The sequence below is a fragment of the Duganella aquatilis genome (genome assembly GCF_009674565.1).
Lineage (GTDB): Bacteria > Pseudomonadota > Gammaproteobacteria > Burkholderiales > Burkholderiaceae_D > Rugamonas > Rugamonas aquatilis.
Map to the genome: position 1 here is coordinate 194,563 of NZ_WKJL01000004.1, position 16,919 is coordinate 211,481.

Consider the following 16,919-nt stretch of genomic DNA (forward strand, 5'->3'; position numbering starts at 1 on the left):
AAACTATGCAAACAGCAGCACTCGGCGCCCAGCAAAGCAGCCCGCCACAGGTCGTCAACGGACGGCAACGCTACCTCAACCTTGCCGGCGCCTGGGTCGCCTGGCTGTTCGACGCGCTGGACGCCGGCATCTTTGGCTTTGTGATGCTGTCCATCGCCCAGAGTTTTTCCGTGCAGCTCGGCGACGTGGTGTCGACGGTCGCCTGGTTCCTGCTGGCGACCGGCATCGGCGGCTACTTCCTCGGCAATATCTCCGACAGGATCGGCCGCAAGAAAACCATCGTCCTGTCGGTCTTCACGTATGGCACCGCCACCCTGCTGTGCGGCTTCGCGCACAGCCTGCTTGAACTGAACATCTACCGCGCCATCCTCGGCGTCGCCGTGGGCGGCCTGTGGTCCGCCGCCGCCGCACTGATCTCGGAAGTGTGGAAACCGGAAGGCCGCGCCAAGGCCATCGCCGTGCTGCAGACCGGCTGGTCCGGCGGCAACCTGCTGGCGGCGGTGCTGGCATGGAACGTCCTCAAGCCCAACGATCCGGACGCCTGGCGCACCATGTTCATCGTCGCCAGCGTGCCGGCGTTCGCCACCCTGCTGTTCGTGATGTGCTTCATGAAGGAATCGCCGGTGTGGCTGGCCAACCGCGGCTTCATGGCGCAGAACACGGCCAAGGGCAAGCTGCTCGCCATCTTCCAGCCGCAGTACCTGCGCGCGACCCTGCTGGCGCTGACCGTTTCCATCCTGGGCATGTGGGGTTACTGGATTCTGCTGACCTTTACCCCGGCCTTCCTGCAGAACATCCTGAAGGTGCGCATCAACGAGGCGCCGGTATTCCTGGTCTGGAGCGGGCTGGGCGCGATGGCGGGCTACCTGGTGTTCGGCATGCTGGCCGAGCGCATCGGCCGCCGCAAGTCGTTCGCGCTGTTCTTCCTGGGTATGACCTTGATGGTGCCGCTTTTCACGCTGACGGTGAACGCCATGCCGCTGGTCGACGGCAAGCTGCAGCTGACCGCCAGCAACGTCTTCATCCTCGGCAGCCTGTCGGCGGTGCTGGGCTTCTTCACCGGGTATTTCAGCGGCTTCGGCGCCTGGTACGCGGAGCTGTTCCCGACCAGCATCCGTTCCACCGCAGCCGGCTTCTGTTTCAACTTCGGCCGCGTCGGCGCCATCGCCGGCATCAAGCTGGTGCCGGTGCTGATCCCGCTGATCGGCTTTACCTACACCATTTCCCTGGCCTCCGTGGCCTATCTGCTCGCTGCCATCATGGTCTTTACCTTGCAGGAAACCAAAGGCATCCAGCTGACCAGCGGCAATTGACTTACCACTTACGAAAGGACTTACCCATGAAAACCTACCGCATCGGCCAGATCGTGCCAAGCTCGAACACCACGATGGAAACGGAAATCCCGGCCATGCTGCTGGCCCGCGCCGAGCAGTTTCCCGAGGAACGCTTCACCTTCCACTCGTCGCGCATGCGCATGATGCATGTCACGCCTGAAGAGTTGAAAAAAATGGACGTGGCCAGCGACCGCTGCGCCGTCGAACTCAGTGACGCCCGCGTCGACGTCATGGCCTATGCCTGCCTGGTCGCCATCATGTGCCAGGGGCCCGGCTACCACCGCGTCTCGGAAAAACGCCTGACCCAGGTGACGGCGGAGTCGCAGGCGCCGGTGCCGGTCCTGAGCTCGGCCGGCGCGCTGGTCAACAGCCTGAAGGAAATGGGCTTCAAAAAAGTCGCCATCATCACGCCGTACATGAAGCCGCTGACCCAGCAGGTCATCGATTACATCGAGAGCGAAGGCATCCAAGTAACCGACTCGATCAGCCTGGAGGTGTCGGACAACCTGGCCGTGGGCCGCCTCGATCCGATGGACCTGGTCGGCCACGCCGACCGCCTCGACATCAGCAACGCCGATGCGGTGGTGCTGTCCGCCTGCGTGCAGATGCCATCGCTGCCAGCCATCCAGCTGGTGGAAGACCGTCTGGGCAAGCCGGTGCTGACCGCGGCGGCCGCCACCGTGTACCAGATGCTGAAGAATCTGGAGCTCGATCCGGTGGTGCCGAATGCCGGCTATCTGCTGTCGGGCAAGGCGGCCCGCCAGAGCTTCGCCTGCTAAGGCGCCAGCAGGTGGTCGTACAGCAGCCGCGCCGCCGGCGACAATCCGCTGGCGGCGCGCACGCAGATGTCCAGCTGGCGGAACGCCCACGGATCGGTCAGCGGGATGGATTTGATCGCCAGCGCATTGTAGGTACGCACGCTGAGCTTGGGCTGCAGGCCGATGCCCAGGCCGGCTTCCACCATCAGGCACTGCGCATCGTAGCTGTTGACCTCGATGCGCAGCTTTAACGACCGTCCCAGTTCGCTTGCGGCTTTCAGCATCTGAAAGTTCAGGCCGGTACCGACATGCAGGCCGACAAATTCGTAGTCCAGCGCCTGCGCGAACGAGACCGCGTCGAGTTGCGCCAGCGGATGGTCGGTCGGGACGATCAGCACCAGTTCATCGTTGCGGAAGCGGCGCACTTCCAGGTCGTCCGTATAGGGCACCTGGGTAAAGATGCCGATGTCCGCGCTGTTCTCCGCCACGCCGCGGATGACGTCGCGGCTGGTGGTTTCGCGCAGCTGGACCCGTATCAGCGGATGGGCGGCCAGGAACGACTGCAGCGCGGCCGGCATGAATTGCGTGATGGCCGAGATATTCGCCAGCACCCGCACGGAGCCGCGGGCGCCGCTGGAAAAATCCTTCATTTGCAGCACCAGGTCGTCCAGGTCGCTGAGCACGCCGCGCGCCTTGTGGGCCAGCGCATCGCCGGCCGCGGTGACAAACATGCCCTTGTTGCTACGCACCAGCAGGACGGTGTCGAGCTGGTCTTCGAGCTCGCTGATGCGTTTGCTGATCGCCGCCGCCGCAATGTGCTCGCGCGCCGCCGCGCCGGCTATCGTTCCTTCTTCGACCACACTGACAAACAACCGCAAGGACACAGGATCAAGTTTCATAAGCACCTTTCGCAGGCGCACAGTTTAATCGATCCCGTCCATCCAGCCGGCAATGCCCCGACGGTGCGCCGGGGCATTACCAAATATTTACTTTTTTTAACTTACCTGCTCAGGGGGCGAACAGTACATTACTACCTTGGTCCTTGCCGTCGGACTCGTCAAAAAGGGGAAATCATGAAACTGATCATCGCCATCGCCCTGAGCTTGTTGCAGTCCCTGTCATTTGCGGCGGCGCCTTTCGCCAAAACCCAGGCGCCGGGCTATTACCGCATGATGCTTGGCGATTTTGAAGTGACCGCCATCTGCGACGGCACGTCGAATCTGCCGTTTGACAAGTGGCTGCACACGCCGCCCGCGGCCACCCACAAGGCGCTGAAGGATGCCTTCCTGGATACGCCGACCGAAACCTCGTTCAATGCATTTGTCGTCAATACCGGGCAAAAGCTGGTCATGATCGACGTTGGCGGCGGCAACCTGTTCGGCCCCACCCTGGGCAACCTGATTGCCAACCTCAAAGCGGCGGGATATCAGCCCGAGCAAATCGACGACATCTACATCACGCACATGCATCCGGACCACATCGGCGGCCTCGGCACGTCGCCCAGCGTTTTCCCGAACGCCTTCATCCATGCGGACAAACGCGATGCCGACTACTGGCTGAACGAGTCGAACAAGGCGACCGCACACGAGGCCGACAAAGACTATTTCAAAGGCATTATCAGCACGGTCGGCGAGTATGCCAAGGCCGGCAAGCTGAAAACGTTTGACGGCAAGACCCAGTTGCTGCCCGGCGTTACCGCGATTCCGAGTTACGGCCACACCCCGGGCCACACGCGCTACCTGGTCGAGAGCAAAGGCCAGAAGTTGATGTTGCTGGGCGATTTGCTGCACCTTGGCGTGATACAGTTTAAAGACCCCTCGGTGACCATCGTCTTCGACAGCGACGCCAGGCAGGCCATGGCCAGCCGCCAGGCGGTATTCAAGGACGCCGCCGAAGAAGCTTACCTGGTCGGTGCGGCGCACCTGCAATTTCCCGGATTGGGCCACATCCGCCGCCACGGCAAGGGATACGAATTCATCCCGGCGAACTACACCGTGCCAAGGTAACCACAGGGCTGCCAGCATGGTTGAGAGAACCAACACCTCCATGGCCAGGACGATCGAAATCGGCATCCGGATCGATAATGAATACGGTTCGGCGATCGCCTGGTCGTACATGCTGCGGCACGCGATTCCCTCCACGACGATCTTCAGGGTGCTGTCCGAGCCGGACATGCGCAGGTCGTCGGATCCCCGCTGCCTGGCGGCGGAAATCTACCGGATTTTCAACCAGCATGCCCGGGTGACGAACAGGCGGCCGCAGCGCCCGGCGCATGCCGCCTCAGTTGGGTAAGGCTTGCTGCGTGATGCGGACGTATTCCGGACTGTAGACGCGGCTCAGGTCATAGGCGGCGACGTTGCCGGCGTCGATCACTTCGATTTTCGGACTGACGCTGTAGGCATGCGGCTGTTTCTCGAGGATGCGCAGCGCCAGGTCCAGGCCGATGCGGGCTTGCAGCACCGGCGAATCGCTGACGGCGGCCAGCACCTTGCCTTCCGCGATCAGGCGCAGCACAGGTTCGGTGGCGTAAAACGAAATCGCCCGGCTCGCCACCTGTGGATAGTGATGCATGTAATTGGCGGCCGCCTCGATCGCCACCGAATTACCCAAGAAATAATCGGGGTAGCGCGCGTCGGCGCGCAAAATGGCGCGCACCAGGCCCATCTGGGTAGTCAGTTCGGGCGGCCCGTAACCACCGTGCTGAAGCGTCACGGACTTGTGGCGTATCGCCTGGTACATGCCGGCCTCGGCGCCCCGGACCCAGCCGGCGTCGCGCGGACCGGGCAGCCAGGCAATGCTGACTTGCTGGCGCCGGGAATAGCTCAGCAGATAGCGGGTGGCGGCCCGCGCCATGTCGTCAAAGCGCACCAGCGAACGGGCGCTGACCTTGTCGCTGCTGACGCCGGTAATCAGGTCGATGACGGGAACGCCGCGCGCGGCGGCCTGGGCGATGGCATCGTTCATGCCGTCCGCCGACAGCGAGGCCAGCAGGATGGCGTCGGCGCCCTTGCGCAGGCAGGCCTGGAATTGCTCCTGCTGCACGGCCAGGTTGTCGTAGCCGCCGGCCTGGTAGAGACCCAGCTTGACGCCCTGGCGCCGCGCCTCGTCGACCAGGCCCCATGACACGCCCCACCAGTAGCGGTCGCGCACGTGGGGAAACAGCGCGCAGATGCGCCAGGACTTGTGCACCCGCGGCAGCGGCCGGTAGGCAACATGGCGGCCGTCGGCCACTGTCTGCGCGGGATACCATGGCGCCGCCGGCGCCAGCGCCGGCAAGCACAGACCCAGAATGCCGCATATGTAGCTGATCTTCATGGCTCCTCCCTATGCTGCTATTATTGGCACAGCCAGACGCGGCGGCAATGCGCAGAAATGAGAGAGGCTCTTGCACGAATGGGAGTTCCGCATGGAATGGAGTGATATCCGGGTCTTTCTTCAGGTCGCGCGCAGCGGCCGGATGGCCGAGGCCTCGCGCCTGCTGCGCATGGACGACTCGACCATCAGCCGCCGCATCGCCCGCCTGGAACGGGACGCCGGCGTGGTGCTGTTCGACCGCGCCGCCAAACGGCTCAACCTGACAGAAGAAGGCTGCAAGCTGCTGGCCGCGGCGGAAAAAATGGAAGCCATCGTCATCCGCGACGTCCAGGCGCTGGCCGAACGCCGCCAGGGCATCAGCGGCAAGGTGCGCATCGGCACCTCGGAAGGCTTCGGCTCCCATTATCTGGCGCAGCGGCTGCCGACCATCCTGCACCAGTATCCCGAACTGGAAATCGAACTGGTGGCGGTGCAGCGCACCTACTCGCTCGGCATGCGCGAAGCCGACATCGTCATCACCATGGACCGCCCGAACAGCGGCGATATCCGCCTGCGCAAGCTGTGCGATTCGCGCCTGCATATCTATGCCAGCGCGGAATTCCTGGCGCGGCGGCCGGCGCCGCTGTCGATCGCCGACCTGACCGACGCCCTGTGGTGCGGCTATATACAGGAACTGCTGTTCACCGAGATCCTCGACATGCTGACCTTCGGCGACACCGTCATCATGCCGCGCTACCGCACCAACAGCCTGACCGCGCAACTGGCCGCCGTGCTGGGCGGCGAGGCCCTGACGGTGCTGCCGACCTATCTGGCGGCACACTACCCTGCCTTGCAGCCGGTGCTGGCGCAGTCCGTGCGCATCGACATGAGCTACTGGATGTCGGTGCACAACGACCTGGCCCGCTCGCCGCGCGTGCGCGCGGTGATGAACGCCATCGAGCAGCTGGTGGCGTCCGAGCGCCATCTGTGCTGGCCGGCGTCGGTGTAGCCGGGCCGGGCATCACGGCGGCGGCGCCGGTGTCAGGGCGTCAATCAGCAGGCGCGCGCCCGGCGACAGCGGCGCCCCCTTGCGCACCACCATTTCATACGGCTCGCTGCGTGACGCCAGGGTCAGCGGCAGGATGCACATCATGTCGTGCCGCGCGAAGAAGCTGGCGACGTCGACCGACACCAGCGCCACGAAGGACGGATTGGCCTGCAACAGGGCCAGCGTGGCGAACACCGAGGTGGTTTCCAGCAGGTGCTGCGGAAAGCGGATGTCGGCGTCGCGGAATTCCCGCTCCAGCAGCAGGCGCATCGGCATGTTGGCGCGGTACACCACCCACCGGGACTCGGCCAGGTCCTGCAGCGTCAGCGTCGCCGCCTGCCGCAGCGGATGGCGCACGTTGGCGATCACCGCCAGGGTTTCCTCCTGCAGCTGGACGCTGCCGTAGTGCTCGGGCGTCGGGCTGATGGTGGTGCGGCAGATGGCCAGGTCGAGCCGGCCCGCGTCCAGTTGGCTGAGCAGCGTGGCGCTGGTGTCCTCGACGATCTCGACCGACATTTCCGGGTGCTCCGCCACCAGCCGGGTGACGGCGTCGGCCAGCAGCGGCACCGCGCCCATGATCACGCCCACGGTGACGCGCCCGCCGTGCCCGCGCATGATGCCGCCGATTTCCTCGCGCAGATGCGCCAGATCGGTATGGATCAGGCGCGCATAGCGGATCACGCAGTGGCCGATCTGGTTCGGTTCGAGGCCGCGGTTGGTGCGGTTGAACAGCGCCATGCCGAAGGTGGTCTCGATCTCGTGCAGCGCCTTGCTGGCGCCCGGCTGGGTCAGCGCCACCTGCTGCGCCGCCTTCAGCAGCGAGCCGTGGTCGGCCAGCGCAATCAGCAGGCGCAGCTGCTTCAGGTGCAATCGGGAAATAATGGAATTCAGGGAAGGAAGCATTGGGGTTGAGGAAAAGTTATAGTCCTATCAGCAGCTCTCAATTACCGGCGGCCGCCAGCGCTCCTATACTGGCCCCATAGCCGGATGAGGAAGCGCTGCGCGGCAACTGACTCCGGACCGGGCCCCACAGTGGGTGCATTTCGTCTACTATAACTGAAGTTCATTGCCATGTCCCTGATCAACTATATCACGCAAATTCAATTCGACTTTGGCGCCATCCGCCTGCTGCACGGCGAATGCGAACGCGTCGGCATCCGGCGGCCGCTGATCGTTACCGACAAGGGCGTGCGCGCGGCCGGCATCGTCGACACCGTGCTGGCCGCGCTCGATAGCGGCACGCCGGTGCCGGTATTCGACAGCACCCCGCCCAATCCCAACGAAGGCGTGGTGCGCGAGGCGGTGGCGATGTACCGCAGCCACGGCTGCGACGGCGTCGTCGCGGTCGGCGGCGGCTCGGCCATCGACCTGGCCAAGGGCGTGGCGGTGTGCGCCACCCACGACGGACCGCTGCTCGGCTTTGCCGTCATCGAAGGCGGCGCCAGCCGCATTACGGCAAACACGGCGCCCGTCATCGCCGTGCCGACCACGGCCGGCACCGGCAGCGAAGTGGGCCGGGGCGCCATCCTGATCCTCGACGATGGCCGCAAGGTCGGCGTGATTTCCCCCTTCGTGGTGCCGCGCGTGGCCATCTGCGATCCCGAACTGACGCTGGGCCTGCCGCCGCTGATGACGGCCGCCACCGGCATGGACGCCATTGCGCACTGCCTCGAAACCTTCATGGCGCCGTCCTTCAATCCGCCGGCCGACGGCATCGCGCTGGACGGTCTGCGGCGCGCCTGGCAGCACATCGAGCGCGCCACCCATGCGCCGGACGACAAGGAAGCGCGCCTGAACATGATGAGCGCCTCGATGCAGGGGGCGCTGGCGTTTCAGAAAGGACTGGGCTGCGTGCACAGCCTCAGCCACGCGCTGGGCGGCATCAACCCGCGCCTGCACCACGGCACGCTGAACGCCATCTTCCTGCCGGCCGTGATCCAGTTCAACCAGGAAACCGACACCATGCGCAGCGAACACAAGCTGGCGCGCATGGCGCAGGCCATGGGGCTGGCCGGCGGCGCCGAGGTGGCGGGCGCCGTGCGCGCCATGACGGAACGGCTCGGCCTGCCGACCGGGCTGGCGCAGCTGGACGTGGCGCCGTCGCTGTTCCCCGCCATCGTCCAGGGCGCGCTCAAGGACCACAGCCACAAGACCAATCCGCGCGTGGCCAGCGACAACGATTACCATGCGCTGCTGGAGGCGTCGATGTAAGCGCAGCCAGCAGCATGGACCAGCGCCGCCCGCGGCGCGCACGACAAGCCGCACAGACGGCGCACCCATGACAACAACCGGAGACCACCATGCAGGCAAGCAGCAAACTACGCCGTATCCAGCGGCTGTCGATTTTTTTCCTGACGCTGGCTGGATGCATCAACTACCTGGACCGCAGCGCGCTGTCGGTGGCCAACAGCACCATCCGCGGCGAACTGGACCTGAGCGCCGCACAGATGGGCCTGCTGCTGTCGGCGTTTTCCATGTCGTACGCCTTCGCGCAGCTGCCGGTCGGCATGCTGCTGGACCGGCTGGGCGCGCGCCTGATGCTGGGCGTCGGCATGCTGCTGTGGTCGGTCGCCCAGCTCGGCGCCGGCTTCGTCCACACCTTCCAGCAATTCTTTGTCGCGCGGGCGCTGCTGGGCGTCGGCGAAGCGCCGCAGTTTCCGGCCGGCGCCAAGGTGATCGGCGAATGGTTTGCGCTGCGTGACCGCGGCGCGCCGACCGGCATCTTCGTGGCCTGCACCACCATCGGCCCGGCCATCGCGCCGCCGGTGCTGACCTGGCTGATGCTGAGCATGAGCTGGCGCGAGATGTTCATCATCACCGGCGCCTTCGGCATCCTGGTCTCGCTCGGCTGGTACGCGGCCTACCGCAACCGCAGCGAAGTGACGCTGGACGCCGCCGACGAAGCCCATCTGAACCAGGGCGCGCAGGAAGAAGCGGCGGCGCACGGCGCGCCGCTGGACGGCGCCCAGTGGCGCAGCCTGTTCACGCAACGCACCACCTGGGGCATGCTGTTCGGCTTCATGGGCGTGATCTACATGGTCTGGCTGTACCTGACCTGGCTGCCGGCCTACCTGGAACACGAGCGCGGCATGAGCATCGCCAAGGCCGGCTGGGTGGTCGCCATTCCCTACCTGTTCGGCACCGTCGGCATGGTCGGCAGCGGTTACATTGCCGACTGGCTGTACAGCAAGGGCATGTCGGCCATCACCAGCCGCAAGTGGCCCATCTGCGTCGGCCTGGTGGGCGCCGCCGCCGCCACCGTGCCGGCCGCGCTGACGCCGTCCGCCTGGCTGGCGATCGCCTTTATTTCGCTGGCCATGCTGTTTTTGAACATGGCGTCCGGCGGCGCCTGGTCGCTGGTCAGCGTGGTGGCGCCGCGCCAGGCGGTGGCGTCGCTGGGCGGCATCCAGAACTTCGGCGGCTTTCTGGCCGGTTCGGCCGCGCCCATCGTTACCGGCCTGGTGGTCGACCACACCCACTCCTTCGTCTACGCCCTGATCGCCAGCGCCGCGGTGGCGCTGTGCTCGGCGCTGGCCTACCTGATCCTGGTGCGGCAGCCGGTGGCGGTGCGGGCGCCGGAACCCGCGCTGCCGCTGGCAGCGGTTAAAATTTGAAAACCATGTATCTCAACAGGAAATCGCATGTCAGTTATTACTTGTGTTGAAGATTTGCGCGTACTGGCGCGCAAGCGGGTACCGAAGGCGTTCTACGACTATGTCGACAGCGGCTCGTACACCGAGTCGACCTACCGCGACAACAGCCGCGCGCTGGCCGCGCTGAAGCTGCGCCAGCGCGTGGCCGTCAACGTCGAAGGCCGCACCACGGCCGCCACGATGCTGGGCCAGCCGGTGACCATGCCGGTGGCGATCGCGCCCACCGGGCTGGCCGGCATGCAGTGGGCCAACGGCGAAATCCTGGGCGCGCGCGCTGCGGAACAGTTCGGCGTGCCGTTCACCTTGTCGACCGTCAGCATCTGCTCGATCGAAGACGTGGCGCGCCACACCTCGGCGCCGTTCTGGTTCCAGCTGTATGTGATGCGCGATCGCGGCTTCAACAACGAACTGATCGCGCGCGCCAGGCGGGCCGGCTGTTCGGCGCTGGTAGTGACGCTGGACTTGCAGATCAACGGCCAGCGCCACAAGGACCTGAAGAACGGCATGACCGTGCCGCCACGGCTGACGCCGGCCAACCTGCTGGACATGGCCTCGAAGCCGGCCTGGGCGCTGCGCGCGCTGCGCGGCGCCAAGACCTTCGGCAACCTGGCCGGCTACGCCAAGAGCGGCGGCGATGTCATCGCCATCAGCAAATGGGTGGCGCAGCAGTTCGATCCGACGCTGAACTGGCACGACCTGGCCGCCATCCGCAAGGCCTGGGATGGCAAGCTGGTGCTGAAAGGCATCCTCGATCCGGCCGACGCCCGCATGGCGGCGGCGATCGGCGCCGACGCCATCGTCGTCAGCAACCATGGCGGCCGCCAGCTGGACGGCGCACCTTCCAGCGCAGCGGCCTTGCCGGCCATCGTCGATGCGGTGGGCGACCAGCTGGAGGTGTGGATGGACGGCGGCATCCGCACCGGCCAGGACGTGGTCAAGGCCCTGGCGCTGGGCGCCAAGGGCACCATGGTGGGCCGCGCCTTCATGTATGCGCTGGGCGCCATGGGCGAGCCCGGCGTGGCGCGCATGCTGCAGATTCTGCGCAACGAGCTGGACGTCAGCATGGCGCTGATGGGCGTGCGCACGCTGGACGAACTGGGTCGCCACCACCTGTTCCAGTACGGCGCCGCCCGGGAGGCGGCGAACATTAACCCAACCATTATTGAAACCAGGGAGCAAACGGAATGGATCTGAATATCAAGGGACGCTGGGCGTTGGTCTGTGCGGCCAGCAAGGGCCTCGGCCGCGGTTGCGCGCAGGCGCTGGTGCAGGAAGGCGTGAACGTGGTGATCACGGCGCGCGGCGCCGAGGCGCTGGAAGCCACCGCGCAAGCGCTGCGCGCGCTGAACCCGGCGGTCACGGTGGTGGCCGTGGCCGGCGACATCACCACCAGCGCCGGCCGCGCCGCCGCCCTGGCGGCCGCGCCGCACATCGACATCCTGGTCAACAATGCCGGCGGTCCGCCGCCCGGCGACTTCCGCAACTGGTCGCGCGAAGACTGGCTGGCCGCGCTGGACGCCAATATGCTGACGCCGATCGAGCTGATCAAGGCCACCGTGGACGGCATGGCGGAGCGCGGCTTCGGCCGCATCGTCAACATCACCTCGGGTGCGGTGAAGGCGCCGATCGACGTGCTGGGCCTGTCCAACGGCGCCCGCTCGGGCCTGACCGGCTTTATTGCCGGCGTGGCGCGGCAGAAGCGCATCGCCCAGGGCAATGTGACCATCAACAATCTGCTGCCCGGCCTGTTCGACACCGACCGCCTGCGGCAGTCGACCCAGGCCGCGGCGACGGCGCAGGACAGGAGCTACGAGACGGTGCTGGAAGCCAAGCGCCAGGCGATACCGGCCGGCCGCTTCGGCACGGCGGAGGAGTTCGGCGCCTTCTGCGCTTTCCTGTGCGGCGCGCACGGCGGCTATTTCACGGGGCAGAATCTGCTGCTGGACGGCGGCGCCTATCCGGGCACCTTCTGACGCGCGCCGGCAACTGATCAAGGGCAGCTGCACGGCTGCCCTTTTTTTTATGCTTACTTGATGACCAGCGGATTGACCGGCGCGCCGGTGCCGCCGACGATCTTCAGCGGCGCGGCCGTGTAAAGGAACTGCCACTGGCCGTCGTTGGCGCAATCCCGCGCCAGCTCGTCCAACAGCACCACCTCGGTGAACACCACGCCCAGGTTGCGCATCAGCGCATTGTGCAGCGGGATGATCACGCCCGAGTGCGGATCGACGGTGACTTCGTTGCACATGGTGTCGGTCACCAGGTTGGGAATCTGCATCTCGTGGAACCACTCGACCAGCTCGCGGCTGAAGGTCAGTCCGGGCTCCGTGAAGTCCTGATAGAACTCCTCCGCATCGCGCTCGTAGAACGAACCGATCCAGCCGGTGCGGATGATCAGGATATCGTGCCGCTCGATGGTCACGCCCTGGGCGCGCGCGGCCGCCAGCAGGTCGTGGTGGTCGAAGGTCTCGCCCTTGTCCAGCACCGCCTTGTTACGGTGGCGCGCCATGTCGATCAGCACCGCGCGCCCGGCCACGCCGCGCTGCGCCAGCGGCAGAATGCTGGCGCGCTCCATGCCGCCGACCGTGCTCAGGGCGTCATAGCCGTTCCACAGCTTGTCGTCGTACCAGACATGGCCAAGCGCATCGGTCTGCGTCGATCCCTGCAGGTGCATGAAAATCACGTCGTCGGCATATTCGACGTTGCCGTCGAAATGGGCTTTGCCGGCCAGGAAATGGCCCTTGTCCAGCACGTTCATGCGCATCGACGGGCGCCGGCCGGGGAACAGCGGCTCGCCCTTGGCGTGACCGATATCGACCTGCAGGGTAAAGGTCTTGCCCTGCCTGACGGCGGCGATGCCGCGCAGGACTTGCTCCGGCCCCAGATAGTTCAGCGCGCCGACTTCGTCTTCCGGGCCCCATTTGCCCCAGTTGCTCGGCAAGCCCTCCAGCAGGCTGCGAACATCGGGCGCGTTTTTTTGTTTGTGGTTGCACATGGCTTGTCTCCTCGTTGGTCTGGTTTTTATTGTATCGGCGAAAAAGAGGTGGCCAGCAGCAGTTTCGATTCCTGGTGCAGCAGCAAATGGACTGTTTTGGGCACGAAATTGGTCAGCCAGTCCTGGTCTTCGTAGAGCGCGGCGCGGCGCTTGCTGCGCTCGTCCAGGCTGTCGTAGGCCCAGATCGACACCAACTGGTTCAGTTCTCCGATCTCGGTATGCCAGTAGCCGACCAGCGTGGCGTAGCGCGAGATGACTGGCAACCCCTCGGCTTCAAAATGGCGGAGATATTCCTTTAACTTACCCGGCTGCAGGGTGTAGGTACGCATTTCGTAGAACATGGCTTTCCTTTTCTGAATGACGCCCGCCGGGGCAGCGAGCGCTCACAGTATAAGGAGGGGAATCTGCAGCCAGAATTGAGAACTTCTTATAGCTTTATAAGGAACTCTCATTTGCAATGATCCTGAAACAATTCTAGGGTAAATTGTCTTTAAAGCCCATTCCATCAGGCTATCAATTTTACCTCATGGCAATTTCAACAATGAACGCGCCGTCGTCCATCACCGGCGCAAGCACAACGCATGCAGCGTGAGGACACCCGCCTGGCGATGCGCCACAGCCGGCGCGCGCTGCTGTGGCCCGGGATCGCCCTGCTGTGCGTGGTCGCCTTGTGGAGCTTTACCCTGATCAAGGGCCGCGCCGAAACCCGCAACGCCGAACTGGCCGCGCACAAGGACGCCAGCGGCTATGCGGAAGGCTACGAGCAATACATCACCCGCTCGCTGGTGCAGATGGACCAGATCACCATGCAGCTGAAGCAAAGCTGGGAGCAGTCCGGCGGCCAGCTGCATGTCGAGGACCTGCAGCGCGACGGCATGTTCACCGACCGCGCCTTTCTTGCCGTGCGCATCGCCGACAGCAGCGGCCGCATCGTCACCTCCACGCGGCGCCTGGCCGGCCCGGAAAACATTGCGCGCGCCGACTATTTCCGCTTCCATCGCAATAACAATTCCACCTCGCTGAGCATCAACGTGCCGACGCAGCAGCACGATCCGATCCAGCGCTCGATCGAGTTCAGCCGCCGCCTGGAGGGGCCGGACGACAGCTTCGCCGGCGTGGTGGTGCTGACCGTGGCGGCCGATTACTTCACCTCGTTCTACAGCGCCCGCACGCTTGGCGACGAAGGCATGGTGACCATGCTCAGCACCAGCGGCACGCTGCGCCTCGAACAGCACGGCAACGCCAGCGCCAGCGACGACGCCTCGCTGCTGCTGGGCCAGCCCGAACTGCCCCAGGACAGCGGCAGCCGATTGCTGGACGGCGGCAGCTTCAGCGACGGCAAGGCGCGCATCTTCGGCTGGCGCCGTTCGCGCGCCTACCCTGTGGTGGCGGCGGTCGGCCTGGCGCAAAGCGAAGCGATGGCAGCCGCCAACACCGCCAACCTCAACCGCACCCAGAGCGCCATGCTGGCCACGCTGGTGCTGGTGCTGCTGGGCGCCTGGGGCCGGGTGATGACGCAGCGCGCACTGCAGCGCCGCCACGAAGAGGAGGAAGTCCGCCGCGCCTACCGCACCGCCACCGAAAGCGCCACCGACGGCTTCTACATGGCGATGGCGCTGCGCAACGAGGCCGGGCAGATCCGCGATTTCGAAATCGTCGACTGCAACGAGCGCGGCGCCTTCTTCTTCGGCGTCACCCGCGGCGAATTGCTGGGCCAGCGCGTGTCGCTGATGGTCAACCACCTGTTTGCCGAATCGCTGCTGCAAACCTATCTGGCGGCCATGTCGAGCGGCTATCTCGAAGACGAGCGTGAAATGCCGGCCGATAACCGGCTGAACATCGGCTGGTGCCACCGCCGGCTGGTCCGCGTCGGCAACGGCCTGGCCGTCACGCTCAGCGACGTCAGCGAGCGCAAGCGCCACGAGGCCGAGCTGCAGCGCATGGCCAACGAAGACGCGCTGACCGGCCTGCCGAACCGCCACTGGCTGGAAGAGTTTTTCAAGCACACCCTGTCGCAAGCCCATGCGGCCGGGCACGCGGTGGCCCTGCTGTTCATCGACCTGGACGAATTCAAGCACGTCAACGACACCCAGGGCCATGCGGCCGGCGACGAGCTGCTGCGCCAGGCGGCGGCCCGCCTGAAGTCGCTGCTGCGTCCCAGCGACCGGGTGGTGCGCTTTGGCGGCGACGAATTCGTGGTGGTGATCAGTCCGGCCGATTCCGACGCCCACAGCAGCGCCGTGGCCGAGCGCATCCTGCAGGCGTTTTCCCAGCCCTTCATGGTGGCCGAGGAAAAGCAGTCGGTCGGGGCCTCGATCGGCATCAGCGTCTTTCCGCGCGACGGCGCCGACGCCGAAACCCTGATCCGCCACGGCGACATCGCCATGTATGCGGGCAAGAGCGACGGCAAGGGCCAGTACCGCTTTTTCGATCCATCCCTGTACAAGCAGATCAAATCGCGCACCCGTCTCAAGCAACACCTGATCGAGGCCATCGAGCGCGACCAGCTGCAGCTGTACTACCAGCCGCGGGTGGACACCCAGACCGGACAGCTGTGCAGCATGGAGGCGCTGGTGCGCTGGATCCATCCCGAGCAAGGGGTGATCCCGCCGCTGGACTTCATCCCGATGGCGGAATCCAACGGGCTGATCGTGCCCATCGGCGAGCTGGTCATCGCCCAGGCCTGCGCCCAGCTGGCGCAGTGGCGCGCGCAAGACCTGCCGCTGGCGCCGATTTCGGTCAACGTCTCGCCGAAGCAGTTTTCGCATGGCGGCATCCACCGCCATCTGGAAGCGCAGCTGACCCGGTACCAGTTACCGGCCAGCCTGATCGAGGTGGAAATCACCGAGTCCGCCATGCTGGGCGAACATGAATCCATCCTGGCGCAGCTGGCCGCGCTGCGCACGCTGGGCGTCAAGCTGCACGTCGACGATTTCGGCACAGGCTACTCGTCGCTCTCGCAGCTGCAAAAGCTGAAGATGGATGTACTCAAGGTCGACAAGGCCTTCACCTCGCAGCTGGGGCTGTCGACCGAAGGCCGGGTGTTCTTCCAGGCCATCGTCTCGATGGCGCACGCGCTGGGCATGACCGTGGTGGCCGAAGGCGTCGAAACCGCCGGCCAGTTGAGCATACTGCGCGACCTCGGCTGCAACGAGGTGCAAGGCTATTACATCGCGCGGCCGATGCCGGCGCAGGAGATGGCCGGCATGCTGCAGCAGCACCAGGCGCTCCGTGCCTGAGTGTAGCAAAGAGTACATAATAAAAATTCGATGGCTTGCGGACCGCAATATAGGCGATGATCGCGTCAGCCCTGCCAAACTTATATCACTATGCACATACTTCATCCGTTTAGCGCAACTGCCCTGCTGTGCGGTGCATTACTGGCCTTCAGCGCCCATGCATCCCAGACAGCTGACCCTGACAGCATGCAAGAGCCGCAATGCGACGCAGCCGCAGGCAACACAGTGACCACCCTGCGTGAACTGCCAGCCCAGGTTCTGGCGTTGTTGGGGACCGCCAAAGCCGGCACCGAAGGCATTGCCGATATCGGCGGAAAATTCAATCCAAGCGACGCGATCATTGACGCCTCGATTCCCATGCGACGGCTGCTTGGCGGAGCCGTGGGCCATTTTTGCATCACGCTCAATGTCGAGTATGGCGGTATCGGCCGTTACCAGAAGACGCTGGAATACCGGCTGCGCCCGAATGGCTGGGTACAGGTGAAGGGGGCAGGCATCGAACGCGCCCCTGCCGCGCCACCGGCGATCCGAAAATAAAAACGGCACCACTATTGGAGTGCTTGCAAAGCGATCGATTATTCCCGCGTATGAATAGTGT

The 16,919-nt window shown here is 65.1% G+C and carries 16 protein-coding genes; 11 read left to right on the forward strand and 5 right to left on the reverse strand.

Features of this window, described 5'->3' with window-relative positions; translation table 11 throughout:
* The first annotated feature begins 5 nt into the window (after positions 1 to 5).
* Positions 6 to 1,313, forward strand: a complete 1,308-nt coding sequence (locus GJ698_RS08630) for an MFS transporter (protein WP_154357214.1) — start codon at positions 6 to 8, stop codon at positions 1,311 to 1,313.
* 26 nt (positions 1,314 to 1,339) lie between these two features.
* Entirely contained in the window at positions 1,340 to 2,113 is a 774-nt protein-coding gene (locus GJ698_RS08635; RefSeq protein WP_154357215.1) for a maleate cis-trans isomerase family protein, read from the forward strand.
* Here GJ698_RS08635 and GJ698_RS08640 read toward each other — a convergent pair.
* Positions 2,110 to 2,991 (reverse strand): LysR family transcriptional regulator, encoded by an 882-nt coding sequence (locus GJ698_RS08640; RefSeq protein ID WP_154357216.1) that lies wholly within the window; start codon positions 2,989 to 2,991, stop codon positions 2,110 to 2,112. The genes GJ698_RS08635 and GJ698_RS08640 overlap by 4 nt on opposite strands.
* 174 nt (positions 2,992 to 3,165) lie before the next feature.
* Here GJ698_RS08640 and GJ698_RS08645 point away from each other — a divergent pair, with 174 nt between their 5' ends.
* The gene (locus GJ698_RS08645; protein ID WP_154357217.1) at positions 3,166 to 4,098 is read left to right on the forward strand and encodes an MBL fold metallo-hydrolase; all 933 of its coding nucleotides are present in this window, start codon (positions 3,166 to 3,168) and stop codon (positions 4,096 to 4,098) included.
* A gap of 40 nt (positions 4,099 to 4,138) precedes the next feature.
* Positions 4,139 to 4,384 (forward strand): hypothetical protein, encoded by a 246-nt coding sequence (locus GJ698_RS08650; RefSeq protein WP_154357218.1) that lies wholly within the window; start codon positions 4,139 to 4,141, stop codon positions 4,382 to 4,384.
* Here the strand turns inward: GJ698_RS08650 and torT are convergent.
* Positions 4,373 to 5,407 carry a TMAO reductase system periplasmic protein TorT gene (torT, locus tag GJ698_RS08655; RefSeq protein ID WP_154357219.1) on the reverse strand — a complete coding sequence of 345 codons (1,035 nt, stop codon included), beginning with the start codon at positions 5,405 to 5,407 and terminating at the stop codon, positions 4,373 to 4,375. The genes GJ698_RS08650 and torT overlap by 12 nt on opposite strands.
* Before the next feature lie 91 nt (positions 5,408 to 5,498).
* Between torT and GJ698_RS08660 the strand changes: the two genes are divergently transcribed.
* Entirely contained in the window at positions 5,499 to 6,395 is an 897-nt protein-coding gene (locus GJ698_RS08660) for a LysR family transcriptional regulator (protein WP_154357220.1), read from the forward strand.
* A gap of 12 nt (positions 6,396 to 6,407) precedes the next feature.
* On the opposite strand, the gene GJ698_RS08665 is transcribed toward GJ698_RS08660, so the two are convergent.
* A complete protein-coding gene (locus GJ698_RS08665) occupies positions 6,408 to 7,337 on the reverse strand; it encodes a LysR substrate-binding domain-containing protein (RefSeq protein ID WP_154357221.1) in 930 nt (309 codons plus the stop codon).
* 168 nt (positions 7,338 to 7,505) lie between these two features.
* Here GJ698_RS08665 and gbd point away from each other — a divergent pair, with 168 nt between their 5' ends.
* The 4 genes from gbd to GJ698_RS08685 all read left to right on the forward strand — a co-directional run bounded on the left by gbd (position 7,506) and on the right by GJ698_RS08685 (position 12,060).
* Positions 7,506 to 8,645: a 4-hydroxybutyrate dehydrogenase gene (gbd, locus tag GJ698_RS08670; protein WP_154357222.1), complete on the forward strand. Its 1,140-nt coding sequence runs from the start codon at positions 7,506 to 7,508 to the stop codon at positions 8,643 to 8,645.
* Positions 8,646 to 8,734: 89 nt separating this feature from the next.
* Positions 8,735 to 10,048 (forward strand): MFS transporter, encoded by a 1,314-nt coding sequence (locus GJ698_RS08675; RefSeq protein WP_154357223.1) that lies wholly within the window; start codon positions 8,735 to 8,737, stop codon positions 10,046 to 10,048.
* Positions 10,049 to 10,075: 27 nt separating this feature from the next.
* Positions 10,076 to 11,281, forward strand: coding sequence for an alpha-hydroxy acid oxidase (locus tag GJ698_RS08680; protein WP_154357224.1), 1,206 nt, complete (start codon positions 10,076 to 10,078; stop codon positions 11,279 to 11,281).
* Complete coding sequence (locus tag GJ698_RS08685) at positions 11,272 to 12,060, forward strand: SDR family oxidoreductase (RefSeq protein WP_154357225.1); 789 nt, start codon at positions 11,272 to 11,274, stop codon at positions 12,058 to 12,060. The genes GJ698_RS08680 and GJ698_RS08685 overlap by 10 nt, the downstream gene beginning before the upstream one ends.
* Before the next feature lie 53 nt (positions 12,061 to 12,113).
* Here the strand turns inward: GJ698_RS08685 and GJ698_RS08690 are convergent, their stop codons facing one another.
* Positions 12,114 to 13,082 (reverse strand): cyclase family protein, encoded by a 969-nt coding sequence (locus tag GJ698_RS08690; RefSeq protein WP_154357226.1) that lies wholly within the window; start codon positions 13,080 to 13,082, stop codon positions 12,114 to 12,116.
* Between the two features lie 26 nt (positions 13,083 to 13,108).
* Entirely contained in the window at positions 13,109 to 13,423 is a 315-nt protein-coding gene (locus GJ698_RS08695) for an NIPSNAP family protein (RefSeq protein WP_154357227.1), read from the reverse strand.
* A gap of 240 nt (positions 13,424 to 13,663) precedes the next feature.
* Between GJ698_RS08695 and GJ698_RS08700 the strand changes: the two genes are divergently transcribed.
* Both GJ698_RS08700 and GJ698_RS08705 read left to right on the forward strand, forming a co-directional pair.
* Entirely contained in the window at positions 13,664 to 16,321 is a 2,658-nt protein-coding gene (locus GJ698_RS08700; RefSeq protein ID WP_154357228.1) for a bifunctional diguanylate cyclase/phosphodiesterase, read from the forward strand.
* 225 nt (positions 16,322 to 16,546) lie between these two features.
* Entirely contained in the window at positions 16,547 to 16,858 is a 312-nt protein-coding gene (locus tag GJ698_RS08705) for a hypothetical protein (protein ID WP_154357229.1), read from the forward strand.
* Positions 16,859 to 16,919 lie beyond the last annotated feature (61 nt).

What these genes read in the sequence shown, in the direction of transcription:
- GJ698_RS08630 (WP_154357214.1), top strand. Translation starts at nt 6, where the DNA reads ATGCAAACAGCAGCACTCGGCGCCCAGCAAAGCAGCCCGCCACAGGTC.
- GJ698_RS08635 (WP_154357215.1), top strand. Translation starts at nt 1,340, where the DNA reads ATGAAAACCTACCGCATCGGCCAGATCGTGCCAAGCTCGAACACCACG.
- GJ698_RS08640 (WP_154357216.1), bottom strand. Translation starts at nt 2,991, where the DNA reads ATGAAACTTGATCCTGTGTCCTTGCGGTTGTTTGTCAGTGTGGTCGAA.
- GJ698_RS08645 (WP_154357217.1), top strand. Translation starts at nt 3,166, where the DNA reads ATGAAACTGATCATCGCCATCGCCCTGAGCTTGTTGCAGTCCCTGTCA.
- GJ698_RS08650 (WP_154357218.1), top strand. Translation starts at nt 4,139, where the DNA reads ATGGCCAGGACGATCGAAATCGGCATCCGGATCGATAATGAATACGGT.
- torT (WP_154357219.1), bottom strand. Translation starts at nt 5,407, where the DNA reads ATGAAGATCAGCTACATATGCGGCATTCTGGGTCTGTGCTTGCCGGCG.
- GJ698_RS08660 (WP_154357220.1), top strand. Translation starts at nt 5,499, where the DNA reads ATGGAATGGAGTGATATCCGGGTCTTTCTTCAGGTCGCGCGCAGCGGC.
- GJ698_RS08665 (WP_154357221.1), bottom strand. Translation starts at nt 7,337, where the DNA reads ATGCTTCCTTCCCTGAATTCCATTATTTCCCGATTGCACCTGAAGCAG.
- gbd (WP_154357222.1), top strand. Translation starts at nt 7,506, where the DNA reads ATGTCCCTGATCAACTATATCACGCAAATTCAATTCGACTTTGGCGCC.
- GJ698_RS08675 (WP_154357223.1), top strand. Translation starts at nt 8,735, where the DNA reads ATGCAGGCAAGCAGCAAACTACGCCGTATCCAGCGGCTGTCGATTTTT.
- GJ698_RS08680 (WP_154357224.1), top strand. Translation starts at nt 10,076, where the DNA reads ATGTCAGTTATTACTTGTGTTGAAGATTTGCGCGTACTGGCGCGCAAG.
- GJ698_RS08685 (WP_154357225.1), top strand. Translation starts at nt 11,272, where the DNA reads ATGGATCTGAATATCAAGGGACGCTGGGCGTTGGTCTGTGCGGCCAGC.
- GJ698_RS08690 (WP_154357226.1), bottom strand. Translation starts at nt 13,082, where the DNA reads ATGTGCAACCACAAACAAAAAAACGCGCCCGATGTTCGCAGCCTGCTG.
- GJ698_RS08695 (WP_154357227.1), bottom strand. Translation starts at nt 13,423, where the DNA reads ATGTTCTACGAAATGCGTACCTACACCCTGCAGCCGGGTAAGTTAAAG.
- GJ698_RS08700 (WP_154357228.1), top strand. Translation starts at nt 13,664, where the DNA reads ATGCAGCGTGAGGACACCCGCCTGGCGATGCGCCACAGCCGGCGCGCG.